The sequence below is a fragment of the Streptomyces sp. NBC_01471 genome, assembly GCF_041438865.1.
Taxonomy (GTDB): Bacteria; Actinomycetota; Actinomycetes; order Streptomycetales; family Streptomycetaceae; genus Streptomyces.
In genome coordinates this window covers 7,705,027-7,721,059 of record NZ_CP109450.1, presented here as the reverse complement: position 1 = coordinate 7,721,059, position 16,033 = coordinate 7,705,027, and the positions used below count along the sequence as shown (strand labels likewise).

The 16,033-nt window shown below is 72.5% G+C and carries 15 protein-coding genes; 8 read left to right on the top strand and 7 right to left on the bottom strand.

Annotation, left to right across the window (positions count from 1 at the left end):
- Positions 1-2: 2 nt before the first annotated feature.
- The 3 genes from OG285_RS34945 to OG285_RS34935 all read right to left on the bottom strand — a co-directional run bounded on the left by OG285_RS34945 (position 3) and on the right by OG285_RS34935 (position 4,289).
- Complete coding sequence (locus OG285_RS34945) at positions 3-1,478, bottom strand: aldehyde dehydrogenase family protein (protein WP_356834632.1); 1,476 nt, start codon at positions 1,476-1,478, stop codon at positions 3-5.
- A 182-nt stretch (positions 1,479-1,660) separates the two neighbouring features.
- Positions 1,661-2,521 carry a MaoC/PaaZ C-terminal domain-containing protein gene (locus tag OG285_RS34940; protein WP_371793329.1) on the bottom strand — a complete coding sequence of 287 codons (861 nt, stop codon included), beginning with the start codon at positions 2,519-2,521 and terminating at the stop codon, positions 1,661-1,663.
- An 85-nt stretch (positions 2,522-2,606) separates the two neighbouring features.
- A complete protein-coding gene (locus tag OG285_RS34935; protein ID WP_356834457.1) occupies positions 2,607-4,289 on the bottom strand; it encodes an AMP-binding protein in 1,683 nt (560 codons plus the stop codon).
- A 133-nt stretch (positions 4,290-4,422) separates the two neighbouring features.
- On the opposite strand from OG285_RS34935, the gene OG285_RS34930 reads away from it, so the two are divergent.
- Positions 4,423-5,232, top strand: coding sequence for an SDR family oxidoreductase (locus OG285_RS34930; protein WP_371793328.1), 810 nt, complete (start codon positions 4,423-4,425; stop codon positions 5,230-5,232).
- Positions 5,233-5,387: 155 nt separating this feature from the next.
- On the opposite strand, the gene OG285_RS34925 is transcribed toward OG285_RS34930, so the two are convergent.
- Positions 5,388-6,347 (bottom strand): SDR family oxidoreductase, encoded by a 960-nt coding sequence (locus tag OG285_RS34925; RefSeq protein WP_371793327.1) that lies wholly within the window; start codon positions 6,345-6,347, stop codon positions 5,388-5,390.
- Positions 6,348-6,483: 136 nt separating this feature from the next.
- Between OG285_RS34925 and OG285_RS34920 the strand changes: the two genes are divergently transcribed.
- Genes OG285_RS34920 through OG285_RS34905 form a run of 4 tightly spaced genes read left to right on the top strand, consistent with a single transcriptional unit; the run spans position 6,484 to position 10,023 of the window.
- Positions 6,484-7,233 (top strand): enoyl-CoA hydratase family protein, encoded by a 750-nt coding sequence (locus OG285_RS34920; protein WP_356834451.1) that lies wholly within the window; start codon positions 6,484-6,486, stop codon positions 7,231-7,233.
- Positions 7,234-7,292: 59 nt separating this feature from the next.
- Positions 7,293-8,141: a CoA-transferase gene (locus OG285_RS34915; protein ID WP_356834630.1), complete on the top strand. Its 849-nt coding sequence runs from the start codon at positions 7,293-7,295 to the stop codon at positions 8,139-8,141.
- On the top strand, positions 8,138-8,923 hold the full coding sequence (locus OG285_RS34910) for a CoA-transferase (RefSeq protein WP_356834449.1): 786 nt from the start codon (positions 8,138-8,140) through the stop codon (positions 8,921-8,923). The genes OG285_RS34915 and OG285_RS34910 overlap by 4 nt, the downstream gene beginning before the upstream one ends.
- A gap of 29 nt (positions 8,924-8,952) precedes the next feature.
- A complete protein-coding gene (locus tag OG285_RS34905) occupies positions 8,953-10,023 on the top strand; it encodes a nitronate monooxygenase (protein WP_356834628.1) in 1,071 nt (356 codons plus the stop codon).
- A 95-nt stretch (positions 10,024-10,118) separates the two neighbouring features.
- Here the strand turns inward: OG285_RS34905 and OG285_RS34900 are convergent, their stop codons facing one another.
- The 3 genes from OG285_RS34900 to OG285_RS34890 all read right to left on the bottom strand — a co-directional run bounded on the left by OG285_RS34900 (position 10,119) and on the right by OG285_RS34890 (position 12,817).
- On the bottom strand, positions 10,119-11,276 hold the full coding sequence (locus OG285_RS34900) for an acetyl-CoA C-acetyltransferase (protein ID WP_371793326.1): 1,158 nt from the start codon (positions 11,274-11,276) through the stop codon (positions 10,119-10,121).
- Positions 11,277-11,335: 59 nt separating this feature from the next.
- On the bottom strand, positions 11,336-11,935 hold the full coding sequence (locus tag OG285_RS34895; protein WP_356837153.1) for a TetR/AcrR family transcriptional regulator: 600 nt from the start codon (positions 11,933-11,935) through the stop codon (positions 11,336-11,338).
- Positions 11,936-12,031: 96 nt separating this feature from the next.
- Positions 12,032-12,817: an SDR family oxidoreductase gene (locus OG285_RS34890; RefSeq protein ID WP_356837139.1), complete on the bottom strand. Its 786-nt coding sequence runs from the start codon at positions 12,815-12,817 to the stop codon at positions 12,032-12,034.
- Between the two features lie 131 nt (positions 12,818-12,948).
- Between OG285_RS34890 and OG285_RS34885 the strand changes: the two genes are divergently transcribed.
- From OG285_RS34885 to OG285_RS34875, 3 genes are read left to right on the top strand one after another with little or no spacing between them, the layout of a single operon-like run.
- Complete coding sequence (locus OG285_RS34885; protein ID WP_371793325.1) at positions 12,949-13,800, top strand: enoyl-CoA hydratase; 852 nt, start codon at positions 12,949-12,951, stop codon at positions 13,798-13,800.
- Complete coding sequence (locus OG285_RS34880) at positions 13,800-14,972, top strand: acyl-CoA dehydrogenase family protein (protein ID WP_371793324.1); 1,173 nt, start codon at positions 13,800-13,802, stop codon at positions 14,970-14,972. Before OG285_RS34885 ends, OG285_RS34880 begins: the two co-directional genes overlap by 1 nt.
- Positions 14,969-16,009, top strand: coding sequence for an acyl-CoA dehydrogenase family protein (locus tag OG285_RS34875; protein WP_371793323.1), 1,041 nt, complete (start codon positions 14,969-14,971; stop codon positions 16,007-16,009). Before OG285_RS34880 ends, OG285_RS34875 begins: the two co-directional genes overlap by 4 nt.
- Positions 16,010-16,033 lie beyond the last annotated feature (24 nt).

The window sequence follows — 16,033 nt, the reverse complement described above, 5'->3', positions numbered from 1 at the left end:
GCTCAGCCCGTGAACCAGCGGACCGGTGCGGGCCGGAGGTTCTCGTAGATGTGCTTGGACTCGCGGTACTCGTCCAGGCCGGTGGGTCCCAGCTCGCGGCCGATGCCGGACTTGCCGAAGCCGCCCCACTCCGCCTGCGGGAGGTAGGGGTGGTAGTCGTTGATCCAGACGGTGCCGTGCCGCAGCCGGGCGGCGACGCGGCGGGCGCGGGCGGTGTCGGCCGACCAGACGGCGCCGGCCAGTCCGTACTCGGTGTCATTGGCCAGTGTCACCGCCTCTTCCTCGTCGCGGAAGGTCTCGACGGTCAGGATCGGCCCGAAGGTCTCCTCGCGGACGACCTTCATGTCGCGGTGGCAGCTGTCCAGGACGGTGGGCGCGTAGAAGTAACCGGTGGCGGGCCGGTCACCGGACGGCTCGGGGCGCCGGCCGCCGCAGCGCAGCTGCGCCCCTTCGGCCAGCGCGGACGCCACGTACGCCTCGACCTTGTCCAGCTGCTGCTGGGAGACCAGCGGCCCGCACTCGACGCCTTCGGCGGTGCCGCGGCCGAGCCTGATCCGCTCGGCGCGACGGGCCAGTTCGGCGACGAAGCGGTCCCGGACCGACTCCTCGATGATGAGCCTGGCCCCGGCCGAGCAGACCTGGCCGCTGTGGATGAAGGCGGCGTTCAGCGCCTGGTCGACGGCGGTGTCGAAGCCCTCCTCGGTGGCGCAGGCATCGGCGAAGACCACGTTGGGGTTCTTGCCGCCCAGTTCCAGGGCGATCTTCTTCGCACCGGCGACGGCCGAGCTCGCGGCCGTGGTCCCGCTCGCGAGTCCCCCGGTGAAGGAGAAGAGGTCGACCTGCGGGTGTTCGGCGAGCCTGGCCCCCACGGGGACTCCGGGGCCGGTGACGATGTTGGCCACTCCGGCGGGCAGCCCGGCCTCCGTCAGGAGCTTCACCAGGTGGACGGTGGAGAGCGGGGTGACCTCGCTGGGCTTGACGACGAAGGTGTTGCCCGCGGCGAGCGCGGGCGCGATCTTCCAGCTGGCCTGCAGCAGCGGGTAGTTCCAGGGCGTGATCAGCGCGCAGACGCCGACCGGCTCATGGACGACGACGCTGTGCACGTCGGGCGAACCGGCGTCCACGACCCGGCCGCCGCTCTCGTTCATCACCAGATCGGCGAAGTACCGGAAGGCGTTGGTGACATCGTCGACGTCGACCCGGCCCTCCTCCAGGGTCTTGCCGGTGTCGCGGCTCTCGATGAGCGCGATCTCCTCGCGGTCGCGCTGGAGCAGCCCGGCGACCCGGCGCAGCAGCGCGGCGCGTTCGGCCACCGGGGTGCCCGGCCAGTCGCCCCGGCCGCCCGCGAAGGCGGTGTGCGCGGCCAGTACGGCGGCGTCCGCGTCCTCCGCGCCGCCCTCGGCCACGGTCTGCAGGGTCTTCGCGTCGGCGGGGTCGAGGACCTCCCGTGTGGCGCCGGATGCGGCGCCCCGCCACATCCCGTCTACATGAATGGTCTCGCTTGCCGACACGTGTGTTCTGCCTTTCCTCACTGAACTGAAGCCACTGGTTCACACCAGCGGTCTGGTCACCTCCCCGATTGGCCTTTACCTATGCCTGAACATCAACAGAAAGTGATCCGGTTCACTCACCGTGCCCTGAATAGCCCCGCCGACAGCGGTCAGACGCTGAACCCGGCCCGTCCGCCGGACACCACCGGGCGGCCGCCGCCGAGGAGTTCGAAGCGCAGTTCCACGGTGGGCGCCGCGTGCGCGCCGCCGGTCGGGGGCGGTTGCGGTCCGGTGCGGTCCCAGGCCCGCGCCGTGAGGCGGTCGCCAGGGAAGACCGGAGCGGCGAACCGGCCTTCGAGCCGCACCAGATCGGCCGGATGAGCGCCCGCCGCCCGCGCCAGGGGCAGCGTCGCAGCCGCCATCGAGCACAGTCCGTGCAGGAACGGTCCCGGCTGTCCGGCCGCCCGTGCGGCGTCCGGGTCGATGTGCATGGCGTGGCGGTCGCCGAGCAGCCGGTAGAGCGCCGCCTGATTCGGGGCGGTCGCCACCTCGGCCGCGTGGCCGGGCGGTCCGGCCGGGGCGGACGGTGCCGCCGGGCCGCGTTCGCCGCCGAAACCCCCGCGTCCCGGGGCGAAGAGCGACCAGGTGGCGATGGAGCAGTCGCTGACCACCACGACCTCGAACACCGCGGCCGATCCCTTGTCCCACACCTCGCCCACGTACGCCCGCATGGACAGCTTCCCCGAGCGGGGCAGCGGGGACGTCACCTGGAACCGCTGGGCTCCGTGGACCGCGGTACGGATGTCGAAGGCGCCCAGCGAGCCGAGTGCGTCGGGCGCCCACTGGGCGAGGGTGAGCGCGAAGGTGGGCAGCACCCGCAGCCGTTCCTCGAAGACCAGGTCCAGATCGGTGGCCTCGGCGCCGACCGCGAGGGCGTAGAGGATCGCGTCGCGCTCGTCGTAGGTGACGGTGCGCTCCCCCAGTTCACACCCGCGCCAGTCACCCGCCCGGGGGCGCGGCGGCGCGCTCACGCCGCGGCTCCACGGAGGGGTACGGGCAGGGGTACGGCGGCGGACTCCCCGGGCGGCGTGTGTCCCTCGGCGGTGCGCATCGTAGTCAGCTCCTGTCCAGGTCCGACTTGAGGACTTTCCCCATGGCGTTGCGCGGGAGCCGGTCGAGCACCACGACCTCACGCGGCACCTTGAAGTTCGCCAGCCGCTCCCGGCAGAAGGCGATCACCTCCGCGGGCTCCGGGCGCTCGCCGGGCCGGGGTGTGACGTAGGCCCGGCCCACTTCGCCCAGCCTCGGATCCGGTATCCCGACGACCGCCGCCTCGGAGATCTGCCGGTGCCGCGCGAGGAGTTGCTCGACCTCGGCCGGGTACACGTTGAAGCCGCCGACCAGGAACATGTCCTTCAGCCTGCCGGTGACGGTGAGATTGCCGTTCGTGTCGAGGCGCCCGACGTCGCCGGTGTGCAGGCGGCCCCGGGCGTCGATCGCCCCGGCGGTCGCGGCGGGGTCCTCGAAGTACCCGCGCATCACGTTGTATCCACCCACCACGATCTCGCCGTCCTCACCGGGTCCCAGCCGGTTGCCCGCTGCGTCCACGACGGAGAGGTCCACACCGTCGACTGCCCGGCCGGATGTGGCGGCGACGGTCCGCGCGTCGTCGTCGGCGGTGCACATGGAGACCATGCCGCACGACTCGGTGAGCCCGTACGCGGTGAGTACGGTCAGCTTCAGTTCCTCCCGCATCCGCTCGACCAGTGCGACGGGCACGACGGAAGCGCCGGTGACGGCCAGGCGCAGCGACGAGGTGTCGTAGGCGTGGCGGTCCGGGTGTTCGAGGATCGACGTGTAGATGGCGGGCGGACCGGGCAGTACGGTCACCTTCTCCGCACTCACCAGCCGCAGCGTCTCCCGTACGTCGAAGACCGGCTGGAGGACCATCGTGGCCGCCCGGCGCAGACAGGCGAGGACCCCGGCCTTGTATCCGAAGGTGTGGAAGAGGGGGTTGACGATGAGATACCGGTCGTCGTGGCTCAGCCCGGCCCGCTCGCTCCAGGCCTCGAAGGCGCGGATGTTCTGACCGTGCGCCGTCAGTGCGCCCTTGGGTCTGCCGGTGGTGCCCGAGGTGAAGAACATGTCGCAGGCGTCCTCCGGGCCGACCGCGGCGGCCCGGGCGTCGGCTGCCGCGTCGGACACCTGCCCGCCCGCGGCCAGGAACTCCTCCCAGGTGCGCGCCCCGTGGGCCGTGCCGCCCCCGATGAGCACCACATCGAGCAGACCGGGCAGCGCGGGGACCGGCCCCCTGCCCGGTACGGCGGTGCCGGGTCCGCCGTCCTCACAGGAGGCAGAGACGCGGGCGGGGGCAGCAGCCGGAGTGCCGTCTCCCGGCCCGCTCCCCGCGCCGCCGGGCAGTCCGCCGAGGTAGCCGAGGTAGTCGTGGCCCAGGAAGCCGTTGTCCACGAACAGGGTCCTGGCCCCGCTCCTGGCCAGCAGCCAGCCCGCCTCCTCGCCCTTGTAGCGGGTGTTGACCGGCACCAGTACGGCTCCCGCGCCGAGGGCGCCGAGCGCGGCCACCACCCAGCGGTGCCCGTTGGGGGCCCAGACGGCCACCCGGTCACCGGGTACGACACCCGAGGCCATCACCGCGGCGGTGGCGCGCCGCACCCGCAGGGCCAGTTCGGCGTACGTCAGCCGGGTCGCGCCGTCGATGAGCGCCTCGGTGTCCGGGTGGCTCCGGGCCGTGGCGGCCAGCGCGCCGGGAACGGTGCGGGCCGGCTCGTCCTGCGTCATGGAGACCCCTCGTCCGTCGGAATTCTCGGAATCCAAGCACTCTAGTTCACCTACCTAACGCTTGGTAGGTTGATGTCGCACCAGCTCCCGGCCGTCCACAGCGCAGCCGGGCCCGGACGGCACGGAGGCGGCAATGACCATCAGCAACCCGGCGGACTTCACTGGACGGGCGGTCGTCGTCACGGGCGGCACCAAGGGCATCGGATACGCGATCGCCGAGGCGTTCCTCGGCGCGGGAGCCGAAGTCCTCGTCTGCGGCCGCGGCGAACCGGATTCCCTGCCGGTCGCGGAGGGACGCACCGCGGCCTTCCGCGCGGCGGACGTACGCGACCCCGAGGCGGCGGCCGGCCTCATCGAGCACGCGGCAGCCCGGTTCGGCCGGCTGGACACGCTCGTCAACAACGCGGGGGGCTCGCCCGACTCGGACGCCGCCACCGTCTCACCGCGGTTCGTCGAGCGGATCGTCGCACTCAATCTGCTCGCCCCCTTCTACACGGCCCAGGCGGCCAACCGCGTCATGCGGACGCAGGAACAGGGCGGCTCGATCGTGAACATCGGCAGCGTCTCGGGCCACGACCCGCAGCCCGGCACCGCCGCCTACTCGGCCGCCAAGGCCGGACTGCTCGGCCTGACCCGCGCCCTGGCGCTGGAGTGGGCGCCGCTGGTCCGCGTCAACCACATCACCACCGGGCTGATCCGCACCGAGAACGCCGCGGCCGTCTACGGCAGCGACGGAGGCGCGGCGGTGGCGCGGACCATTCCCATGGGGCGGATGGCGGTGCCGTCCGACGTGGCCGACGCCTGCCTGTATCTGGCGGGCCGTCAGGCGTCGTACGTGAACGGCGCCGATCTCGCGGTCCACGGGGGCGGTGACGTCCCGGGCCGCTACCTCGCGGCCCGCTCCGCCGACATGGCCGCCACCGGCCGACAGCACCGCGGCTGACAGCGCCGGGAACGGCCGGGGGGGCCTCGGCGGACCGGCGGGGCCCGGACTCCACTCCCCCGCGGCGGGACGCCGGCCGGCTCCGGGCGGGGTGTCCGCCGGCGCCGTACCGCCCGTCGTGCGGGCGCCGGCCAGCGGCGCCCGCACGACGGCCTTCACTGCGCGCCGTACACCGGCTGCGGCTGCTCCGCCGCGGCGAGCAGCCGCAGCGCCGCCTCGCCCGCCTCGGCCGGCGTCCAGCGCGCCCCCTTGTCGGCGGCCGGTCCCGGCCGCCATCCCTCCATGACCGTGATCCGCCCGGCTTCCGCCTCGAAGACCCGGCCGGTGACTCCGCCGGACGCCCCGGAGGCCAGCCAGACCACCAGCGGCGAGACGTTCTCCGGGGCCATCGCGTCGAAGCCGCCGTCCACGGACGCGGCCATGGCGTCGGCGAAGACCGTCTCGGTCATCCGGGTGCGGGCGGCGGGGGCGATGGCGTTGACCTGGACGCCGTAGCGGCCCAGTTCCGCCGCGGCGACCAGGGTGAGCCCGAGGATCCCGGCCTTGGCCGCCGCGTAGTTGCCCTGCCCCACGCTGCCGAGGAGTCCGGCACCCGAGCTGGTGTTGATCACACGGGCCTGTGGCGTCCGCCCCGCCTTGGCCTCCGCGCGCCAGTGCGCCCCGGCGTGCTTGAGGGCCAGGAAGTGCCCCTTGAGGTGGACCCGCATGACGGCGTCCCAGCTGTCCTCGTCGAGATTGACGAGCATCCTGTCCCGCAGGAACCCGGCGTTGTTGACCAGGATGTCCAGCCGGCCGAAGGCATCCAGTGCGGTGGCGACCAGGGAGGCCGCACCGTCCGTGGTGGCGATGTCGCCGCCGTGGGCGACCGCTTCGCCGCCGGCCGCGACGATCTCGTCCACGACCTCCTGCGCGGGGCCCGCCGAACCGCCCGCGCCGTCGAGCCCGACCCCCAGGTCATTGACGACGACCCGGGCACCCTCGGCCGCCAGGGCGCGCGCATGGGCGCGGCCCAGACCCCGGCCCGCCCCGGTGACGACGGCCACGCGCCCCGCGCACATGCCACCGCCGTCCCCGGCCGCTCCGTCCGTCGTGCCTTCCGCGTTCTGTGACGTCATCCCACTTCTCCTCTTCGCTTCCGGCTTCGTCGGCTGCCGCGCGGGCAAGGACGCCGGGCGCCCCCTCCCGCGGTACGCGAACCACTGCTACCTTCTCACCTAACAAATGTTTGGTGGAAAGGTAGCTGATCTGCTCATGGGTGTCTCCACCTCAAGCCCCCTCAGCGGCGTCACCGTGGTCACCGTCGACTTCCCCCCGGTCAATGCGCTGCCCGTGCAGGGCTGGTACGACCTGGCCGCGGCCGTACGCACCGCGGGCGCCGACCCGGCTGTGCGCTGCGTGGTGCTCACCGCGGCCGGGCGCGGTTTCAACGCCGGAGTCGACATCAAGGAAATGCAGCGCACCGAAGGCCATGAGGCTCTGGTCGGCGCCAACAAAGGCTGCGCCGAGGCGTTCGCCGCGGTGTACGAGTGCGAGGTCCCGGTGGTCGCGGCCGTGGCGGGCTTCTGCCTGGGCGGCGGCATCGGACTGGTGGGCAACGCGGACGCCGTCGTGGCGAGCGACGACGCGACGTTCGGCCTCCCCGAGCTGGACCGGGGCGCGCTCGGCGCCGCGACGCACCTCGCCCGCCTGGTCCCCCAGCACCTGATGCGCACCCTGTACTACACCTCGCGCACCGCCACCGCCCAGGAGCTGCACCACCACGGCTCGGTGTGGGAGATCGTCCCGCGTGCGGAGCTGCTGGACGCGGCGGTGCGGCTGGCTGCGGAGATCGCCGCCAAGGACGGCACTCTGATCCGCCTCGCGAAGGCGGCCATCAACGGGATCGACCCGGTAGACGTCCGCCGCAGCTACCGCTTCGAGCAGGGCTTCACCTTCGAGGCCAATCTGCTCGGCGTCGCCGACCGGGTCCGTAACACCTTCGGAAGCAAGGAGAAGTCGTGAGCAGCGACACCCGCGGAGAGACCGGGCGGACCGGAAAGACCGGACAGGCCGGAAAGATCATGACGCCGGACGAGGTCGCCGGCCGGCTGCGCAGCGGCATGACGATCGGGATCGGCGGCTGGGGCTCCCGGCGCAAGCCCATGGCGCTCGTCCGGGCCCTGCTGCGGTCGGACGTCACCGACCTGACCGTCATCTCGTACGGCGGACCCGACGTGGGCCTGCTGGCCGCCGCCGGGAAGATCCGCAAGCTGGTGGCCGCCTTCGCCACGCTCGACTCGATCCCGCTGGAACCGCACTTCCGGGCGGCGCGCCAGCGCGGTGACTTCGAGCTGACCGAACTGGACGAGTCGATGTTCATGTGGGGGCTGACCGCCGCCACCCACCGGCTGCCGTTCCTGCCGGTACGGGCCGGTCTGGGTTCGGACGTGATGCGGGTCAACCCGGAGCTGCGTACGGTCACTTCGCCCTACCCGGACGGCGAGGAGCTGGTGGCCGTGCCGGCGCTGCGGATGGACGTCGCGCTCGTCCACCTCAACCGGGCCGACGCGCGGGGCAACGGCCAGTACCTGGGCCCCGACCCGTACTTCGACGACCTCTTCTGCGACGCGGCGACCGAGGCGTATGTCTCCTGTGAACGCATCGTGCCGAGCACGGAGTTCGCCGGTGCGGAGGCACCGCAGACCCTGCTGGTCGGGCGGCAGTCGGTGACCGGGGTCGTCGAGACCCCGAACGGTGCGCACTTCACGTCCTGTGTGCCCGACTACGGACGCGACGAACCGTTCCAGGCGGCGTACGCCAAGGCCGCTGCGGACCCCGACGCCTGGCGGGAGTTCACCGCACGCTTCCTGTCCGGCGACGAGGACACCTATCAGGCCGCGGTCGCGGCGTTCGCCGAGGAGGGCGCATGAGCACACAGGACGCCACCGCCGATGAGCGGAGCGATGTCACCCGCGCCGAGTACTGCGTCATCGCCTGCGCGGAGGCCTGGCGGGGGGACGGCGAGATCCTGGCCAGCCCGATGGGCACCGTGCCCTCGGCCGGTGCCCGGCTCGCCCGGCTGACCTTCTCCCCCGACCTGCTGCTCACCGACGGCGAGGCCATGGTCATCGGCGATGTCCCCGCCCTCGGCGCGGCGCCGGAGGTCGTCGAGGGCTGGCTGCCCTACCGGCGGCACCTGTCCATGGTCACCGGCGGCAAGCGGCACGTGATGATGGGCGCCAGCCAGCTCGACCGGCACGGCAACCAGAACATCAGCTGCATCGGCGACTGGAAGCAGCCCGCCAGGCAGCTGCTGGGTGTGCGCGGCGCCCCGGTCAACACCATCAACAACCCGACGAGTTACTGGGTGCCGCGCCACTCGACCCGGGTGTTCGTCGAGAAGGTCGACATGGTCAGCGGCGTCGGCCACGACCGGGCCGCCGCCGCGGGGCCTTCGGCCACCCGTTTCCACCAGCTCCGCCGGGTCGTCACCGATCTGGCCGTGCTGGACTTCGAGACACCGGACCGGACACTCCGCGTACGCTCGCTGCATCCCGGGGTGAGCGTGGCACAGGTGCGCGAGGCCACCGGGTTCCCGCTCACCGTCGCCGACGACGTGCCCCGCACCCGTGAGCCGAGCGCGGAGGAACTCCGCCTGATCCGTACGGTCATCGACCCCTCGGGGCTGCGCGACCGCGAGGTGCGGACGTGACCGGCGCCGGGACGGGCCGGGCCGCCACCCTGTCCACCCCGCTCACCGAGCTGGTCGGCGTGCGCCATCCGATCGTGCAGACCGGCATGGGCTGGGTGGCGGGCCCCCGTCTGGTGTCGGCCTCGGCCAACGCGGGCGCGCTGGGCATCCTGGCCTCCGCGACCATGACGCTGGAGCAGCTCCGCTCGGCGGTACACGAGGTCAAGTCCCGTACGGACCGGCCCTTCGGCGTCAATCTCCGCGCCGACGCGGGCGACGCGGGCGACCGGGTGGACATCATCATCGCGGAGGGCGTGCGGGTGGCCTCCTTCGCGCTCGCCCCCTCCGAGGCCCTGATCGGCAGGCTGAAGGACGCGGGCGTCGTCGTGATCCCGTCCATCGGCGCGCGCCGGCACGCCGAGAAGGTGGCGGCGTGGGGCGCCGACGCGGTCATCGTGCAGGGCGGCGAGGGCGGCGGGCACACCGGTGAGGTCGCCACCACCGTGCTGCTTCCGCAGGTCGTCGACGCGGTGGACATCCCCGTCGTCGCGGCAGGGGGTTTCCGTGACGGGCGGGGTCTGGTGGCCGCGCTCGCCCAGGGCGCCGCGGGTGTCGCGATGGGCACCCGGTTCCTGCTCACGTCGGACAGCACGGTGCCGGACGCGGTGAAGGCGGAGTATCTCGCGGCAGGCGTCAAGGACATCACCGTGACCACCAAGGTCGACGGGCTGCCGCACCGGATGCTCCGTACCCCCCTGGTCGCCTCGCTGGAACGCGCGGGACGGCCCGCGGCGCTCCTGCGGGCACTGCGGCACGCCGCCGGTTTCAAGGCGCACTCCGGTCTGGGCTGGGCGGAGATGGTCCGCGACGGCCTGGCCATGAAGCACGGCAAGGACCTGACCTGGAGTCAGGTGCTGCTGGCCGCCAACACGCCGATGATGCTCAAGGCGTCGATGGTGGACGGCCGCCCCGATCTGGGGGTGATGGCGTCGGGTCAGGTCGCCGGTCTGATCGATGATCTGCCGTCCTGCGCGGAGCTCGTCGCCCGGATCATGTCCGAGGCCCACGGGACACTGCGGTCGCTGGCCGCGCTGGAAGCGGCGGCCGCCGGGACCGGCTGAGAACACCGGGGTTCATGCGATGGCCGTGCCGTTCCCGGCACCTGGGAGTGTCGGGAACGGCACGGCCATCGCATGAGGGGCACATGAGGGGCACGTCAGAGGCGCTCGATGATGGTGACGTTGGCCTGACCGCCGCCCTCGCACATGGTCTGGAGCCCGTAGCGCCCGCCGGTGCGCTCCAGTTCGTGCAGGAGCGTCGTCATCAGCTTGGTGCCGGTCGCCCCGAGCGGGTGGCCCAGCGCGATGGCACCGCCGTTGACGTTGACCTTCTCCGGATCGGCGCCGGTCTCCTTCAGCCAGGCCAGCACCACCGGGGCGAACGCCTCGTTGATCTCGACCAGGTCGATGTCGTCGATGGACATGCCCGCCTTCTTCAGCGCGTACGCCGTCGCCGGGATGGGCGCGGACAGCATCCGGATGGGGTCCTCGCCGCGTACCGAGAGGTGGTGGATCCGGGCCCGGGGCGTCAGCCCGTGCTCGCGTACGGCCCGTTCGGATGCGAGCAGCATGGCGGACGCCCCGTCGGAGACCTGGGACGAGACACCGGCGGTGAGCCGTCCGCCTTCGACAACCGGCTTCAGTCCGGCCATCTTCTCCAGCGAGGTGTCCCGGCGCGGCCCCTCGTCGGTGGTGACGTCCCCGTAGGCGACGGTCTCGCGCGCGAAGCGCCCTTCGTCGATGGCCCGGAGCGCGCGCTGGTGCGAGCGGAGCGCGAACTCCTCCATGTCGGTGCGGGAGATGCCCCACTTCTCGGCTATCAGTTCGGCGCCGTGGAACTGGTTGACGGGCAGGTCGCCGTAGCGCGCCCGCCACCCCTCCGACCCGGCGTACGGCCCTTCGGTCAGCCCCAGCGGCTCGGCGGCCTGCCGGCTGGCGAAGGCGATGGGGATCATCGACATGTTCTGGGTGCCGCCCGCGACGACGAGGTCCTGGGTGCCGGAGAGCACCCCCTGGGCGGCGAAGTGCACGGCCTGCTGGGAGGAGCCGCACTGCCGGTCGACGGTCACACCGGGCACCTCCTCGGGGAGCCCGGCGGCCAGCCAGCTCGTCCGGGCGATGTCCCCGGCCTGCGGGCCGACGGTGTCCAGGCAGCCGAGAACGACGTCCTCGACGGCGGACGGGTCGATACCGGAGCGCTCCACGAGCGCCCGGAGCACGTGCGCGCCGAGGTCGGCCGGGTGGACGGTGCTGAGCCCGCCCTTGCGCCGCCCGACCGGGGTGCGTACCGCTTCGACGATGTAGGCCTCGGCCATGACTGCTCCTCCATGGGGAACCTGCTGGGGTTCCGACCGTCCGGCAATCGGCGGTCGGTCTACGTTTCCTGGTGCGGCCCGGACGCGATGCCTTCCAGCACCATCGCGAGGTACTGGCGGGCGATCTCCTCCGGGCTGTGCTGTCCGCCGGGCCGGTACCAGCTCGCGGCGACCCAGACGGTGTCGCGCACGAAGCGGTAGGTGAGGCGGACGTCGAGGTCGCCGCGGAAGGCCCCTTCGGAGACGCCGCGTTCGAGCGTTCCGAGCCAGGCCTTCTCGTACTTCTCCTGCGAGTCGGCGAGGTAGCCGAAGCGCGGTTGCACGGAGAGGTACTTGGACTCCTTCTGGTAGATGGCGACTGCGGCACGGTGCCGGTCGATCTCCCGGAAGGACTCGGTGACAAGGGCTTCGATGGTCTCCCTGGGGCCGAGGCCGGAGGCGAGTACGGAGTCGTAGCGGGCCCACAGCTCGTCCAGGAAGGTGCTCAGGATTTCATCGAGCATCGACTCCTTGGAGTCGAAGTGGTAGTAGAGGCTGCCGGCCAGGATCCCGGCCTCGTCGGCGATCTTCCGCACCGTGGTGGCGTTGTAGCCCTGGGCCGCGAAGACCTCGGCGGCGGTGGCGAGCAGCTCCCTGCGCCGCGCGGGCGAGGGACTCATCGCGGTCTTCTCCTTGGCAGCGGTCTTGCCGGCAGGCACGTTCTTGGCGGTGGGCACGTTCTTGGCTGTAGGCACAGAACCATTGTCGTTCCCCGCTCACGCGTGCTGGCTGCTGACCGACACGGTCTCGCCGGTCATGTACGAGGAGTAGCCGCTGGCCAGGAAGACGATGACGTTGGCGATCTCCCACGGCTCGGCGTACCGGCCGAAGGCCTCGGCCTCGGTGAGCTGTTCGAGCAGTTCGGGGGTGGTGACCTTCACCAGGTGCGGGTGCATGGCCAGACTGGGCGAGACGGCATTGACGCGTACGCCGTACTCGGCGGCCTCCACGGCGGCGCAGCGGGTGAGCGCCATCACGCCGGCTTTCGCGGCGGCGTAGTGGGCCTGTCCGCGCTGGGCGCGCCAGCCGACGACGGAGGCGTTGTTGACGACGACCCCTCCGCCGCCGGCCGCCTTCATCCGGCGCAGTGCGGCGCGGGTGCACCGGAAGGTCCCGTTCAGCGTGACGTCGATGACCTTGTCCCACTGGGAGTCGGTCATCTCGGTCAGCTCGGCGGTCCCGCCGAGCCCCGCGTTGTTGACCACCAGGTCGAGCCGGCCGTGCCGTTCCTCCGCCAGGTCGAAGAGGGCGCCGACCTGTTCCTCGTCGGTCACGTCGCAGGCGGCGCCGGCGACCCGGTCCGCCCCGAACTCCTCCGCCAGTGCCCGGACGGACTCGTCCAGACGGCGGGCGTGGCTGTCGCCGAGGACGACGCGGGCGTCCTCCTCCAGGAACCGGCGTGCGGTGGCGCCGCCGATCCCCGCGCCCGCGGCCGCGGTGATCACTGCGGTACGGCCTGCGAGCAGCTGGTGCCCGGGAAGGTACTGCGGGGGCTTGTTCACGGATGTCCACCTCGCGATGCGGTCCGCCGCCGGGCGGTCCCGGTGCCGGATTCCTCGACGCTGCTCATGGCCGTAGGTTAACCTACCAAACACTTGTTAGGGAAGAATGCCCGCCAGCGAAGGAGCCGCCGATGACCGCCGACCACGAAGAGCCCGTGGTGCGCTACGAGCGGCAGGGCCCCGTAGCCCTGGTCACCATGAACCGCCCGGACTACCGCAACGCCCAGAACTCCGCGATGACCTACGCGCTCGACCGCGCCTTCTACCGCGCGGCGGACGACAGCGAGGTCAAGGCCGTTGTCCTGGCGGGCGCCGGCCAGCACTTCTCCGCGGGGCACGACATCGGAACCCCGGAGCGCGACGCGCATCTCCCCTTCGACCGCACCGCCGGGCTGTGGTGGGACCACTCGGACAAGACGGGCGCCGAAAGCCGTTTCGCCCGGGAGTCCGAGGTCTATCTCGGCATGTGCCGGCGCTGGCGCGAGCTGCCGAAACCGCTGATCGCCTCCGTGCAGGGCGCGTGTGTGGCGGGCGGGCTGATGCTCGCCTGGATCTGCGACCTCATCGTCGCCTCCGACGACGCCTTCTTCGCGGACCCGGTCGTGCGGATGGGGATCCCCGGTGTCGAGTACTTCGCCCACCCCTGGGTGATGCCCCCGCGGATCGCCAAGGAGTTCCTCTTCACCGGTGACCGGATGAGCGCCCGGCGCGCCTACGAGGTCGGCATGGTCAACCGGGTCGTGCCCGCCGCCGAGCTCGCCGACCGTACGCGTGAACTCGCCGCCCGCATCGCCGGGATGCCCCGGATGGGGCTGGCCCTGACCAAGCGCGCGGTCAACCAGGCCGAGGATCTGCAGGGCCTGCACACCGGTCTCGACTCGGTGTTCGGCCTCCACCATCTCGCCCACGCACACAACGCCGAGACGGCGGCGGACCCGCTCGGCGGTATGGACATCGGTGCGATGAAGGAGGCAGGACGCTGATGGATCTCGACTTCACCGCCGCCGAGGACGCCTTCCGTGCCGAGGCGCGCGACTGGCTCGCCGCGCACGTCCCCGCCTCTCCCCTGCCCTCCCTGGAGACCGCCGAGGGCTTCGCGGCGCACCGCGCCTGGGAGCGCGCCCTGTCGGACGACCGGTGGTCGGTCGTCTCCTGGCCCTCCCGGCACGGCGGCCGGGACGCCTCGATCCTGCAGTGGCTGATCTTCGAGGAGGAGTACTTCGCGGCGGGCGCACCCGGCCGCGTCAGCCAGAACGGCATCAACCTCCTCGCCCCCACCCTCTTCGAGCACGGCAGCCCCGAGCAGTGCGGCCGGATCCTGCCCGCCATGGCGAGCGGTGAGGTGATCTGGGCGCAGGCCTGGTCCGAACCCGAGTCGGGTTCGGACCTGGCCTCGCTGCGCTCCACCGCGACCCGGACGGCCGGCGGCTGGCTGCTCAACGGCCAGAAGGCCTGGTCGTCGCGGGCCGCCTTCGCGGACCGCGCCTTCGGGCTCTTCCGCAGCGACCCGGACGCGGACCGGCCGCACCGCGGGCTCACGTATCTGATGTTCCCGCTCGACGCCGACGGCGTGACCGTACGGCCCGTCGGACGCCTCGACGGCAAGCCGGCCTTCGCCGAGCTCTTCCTCGACGACGTCTTCGTGCCCGACGCCGACGTCATCGGCGAGCCGCACCGCGGCTGGCAGGTCGCGATGAGCACCGCGGGCAACGAACGCGGTCTGACCCTGCGCAGCCCGGGACGCTTCACCGCGGCGGCCGGACGGCTCACCGGACTGTGGCGCGCCGGGGCCGACCCGGGCGACACCGCGCTGCGCGACCGGGTCGCCGACGCCGTGATCCGCTCGCGCGCCTATCAGCTCTTCACTTACGCCAACGCCTCGCGGATCGCGGCCGGCGGCTCGATCGGTGCCGAGTCCAGTCTGAACAAGGTCTTCTGGTCGGAGCTGGACATCAGCCTGCACGAGACGGCGCTCGACCTGCTCGGCCCGCGCGGTGAGCTCTCGGACGAGGCAACGGACGCGCCCGCGGACGGCAGTTGGGCCGACGGCTACACCTTCTCGCTGGCGGGCCCCATCTACGCGGGGACCAACGAGATCCAGCGCGACATCATCGCCGAGCGGCTGCTGGGCCTGCCGAAGGGACGCCGGTCATGAAATTCCTGCTGGACGACGAACAGGCCGAGTTCGGCCGCACCCTGGACCGGATGCTCACCTCGGCCGACACCCCGGCGGCGGTACGGGCCTGGGGTGCGGGCGACACCGGCCCCGGCCGGGCGCTGTGGAAGCGGCTCGCCGACGCGGGGGTCTTCGCCCTTGCCGTACCGCAGGAGTACGACGGCTTGGGCCTGCTGCCCGTCGAACTCGCCGTGGCGTTCATCGAGCTGGGGCGGCACGCCGTACCGGGGCCGCTGGTGGAGACCGTGGCGGCGGGTGTTCTGCTCGGCGGTCCCGCGGGGTGCCCGGACACGGCAGCCGCGGACCGGTGGCTTCCGCGGCTCGCGTCGGGACGGGCCATGGCATCGCTGGCCCTGCCGGCCGGCGGCCCGTACGCCCTGGACATGGACACGGCCGACGTCACCTTCGTGGTGACGGGCGGGGAGCAGGCCGGCAACGGACAGACGGCGGCGGAGCTGCGTACGGCGTCCGGGCACGGTTCCGTCCAGCCGTCGATCGATCCGGCCCGGCGGCTCGCCGCCCCGCACATCGCCGGAGGCGCCCCGCTCGCATCGGGCGCGGACGTCGGCGGGGCGGCCGGCACAGCGGCCGACTGGGCGGCGTTCACCACTGCGGCCCAGACGCTGGGAGTCGGCCTGGCACTGGTCGAGCGGACTGTCACCTACGCGAAGCAGCGCACCCAGTTCTCCACCACCATCGGCGCTTTCCAGGCCGTGAAGCACCGGCTGGCGGACGCGCTGATCGGGCTGGAGTTCGCGCGTCCGCTGGTCCACGGCGCGGCGGTGGCCCTGGCGGGCAGGTCGCCGGACGCGGGGGCCGAGGTCGCGGCCGCGAAGGTGGCGGCGGGCGAGGCGTCGTACGCGGCGGCCCGCACCGCGCTGCAACTGCACGGCGCCATCGGTTACACGGCCGAGTACGACCTGTCGCTGTGGATCCGCAAGGCCCGCGCCCTGCGCTCGGCCTGGGGCTCACCGTCCGCCTGCCGGGCCCGGGTACTGGCCGCGCCGGGTGGGTGAACCCTCGGGAAGTACGACCGAGGT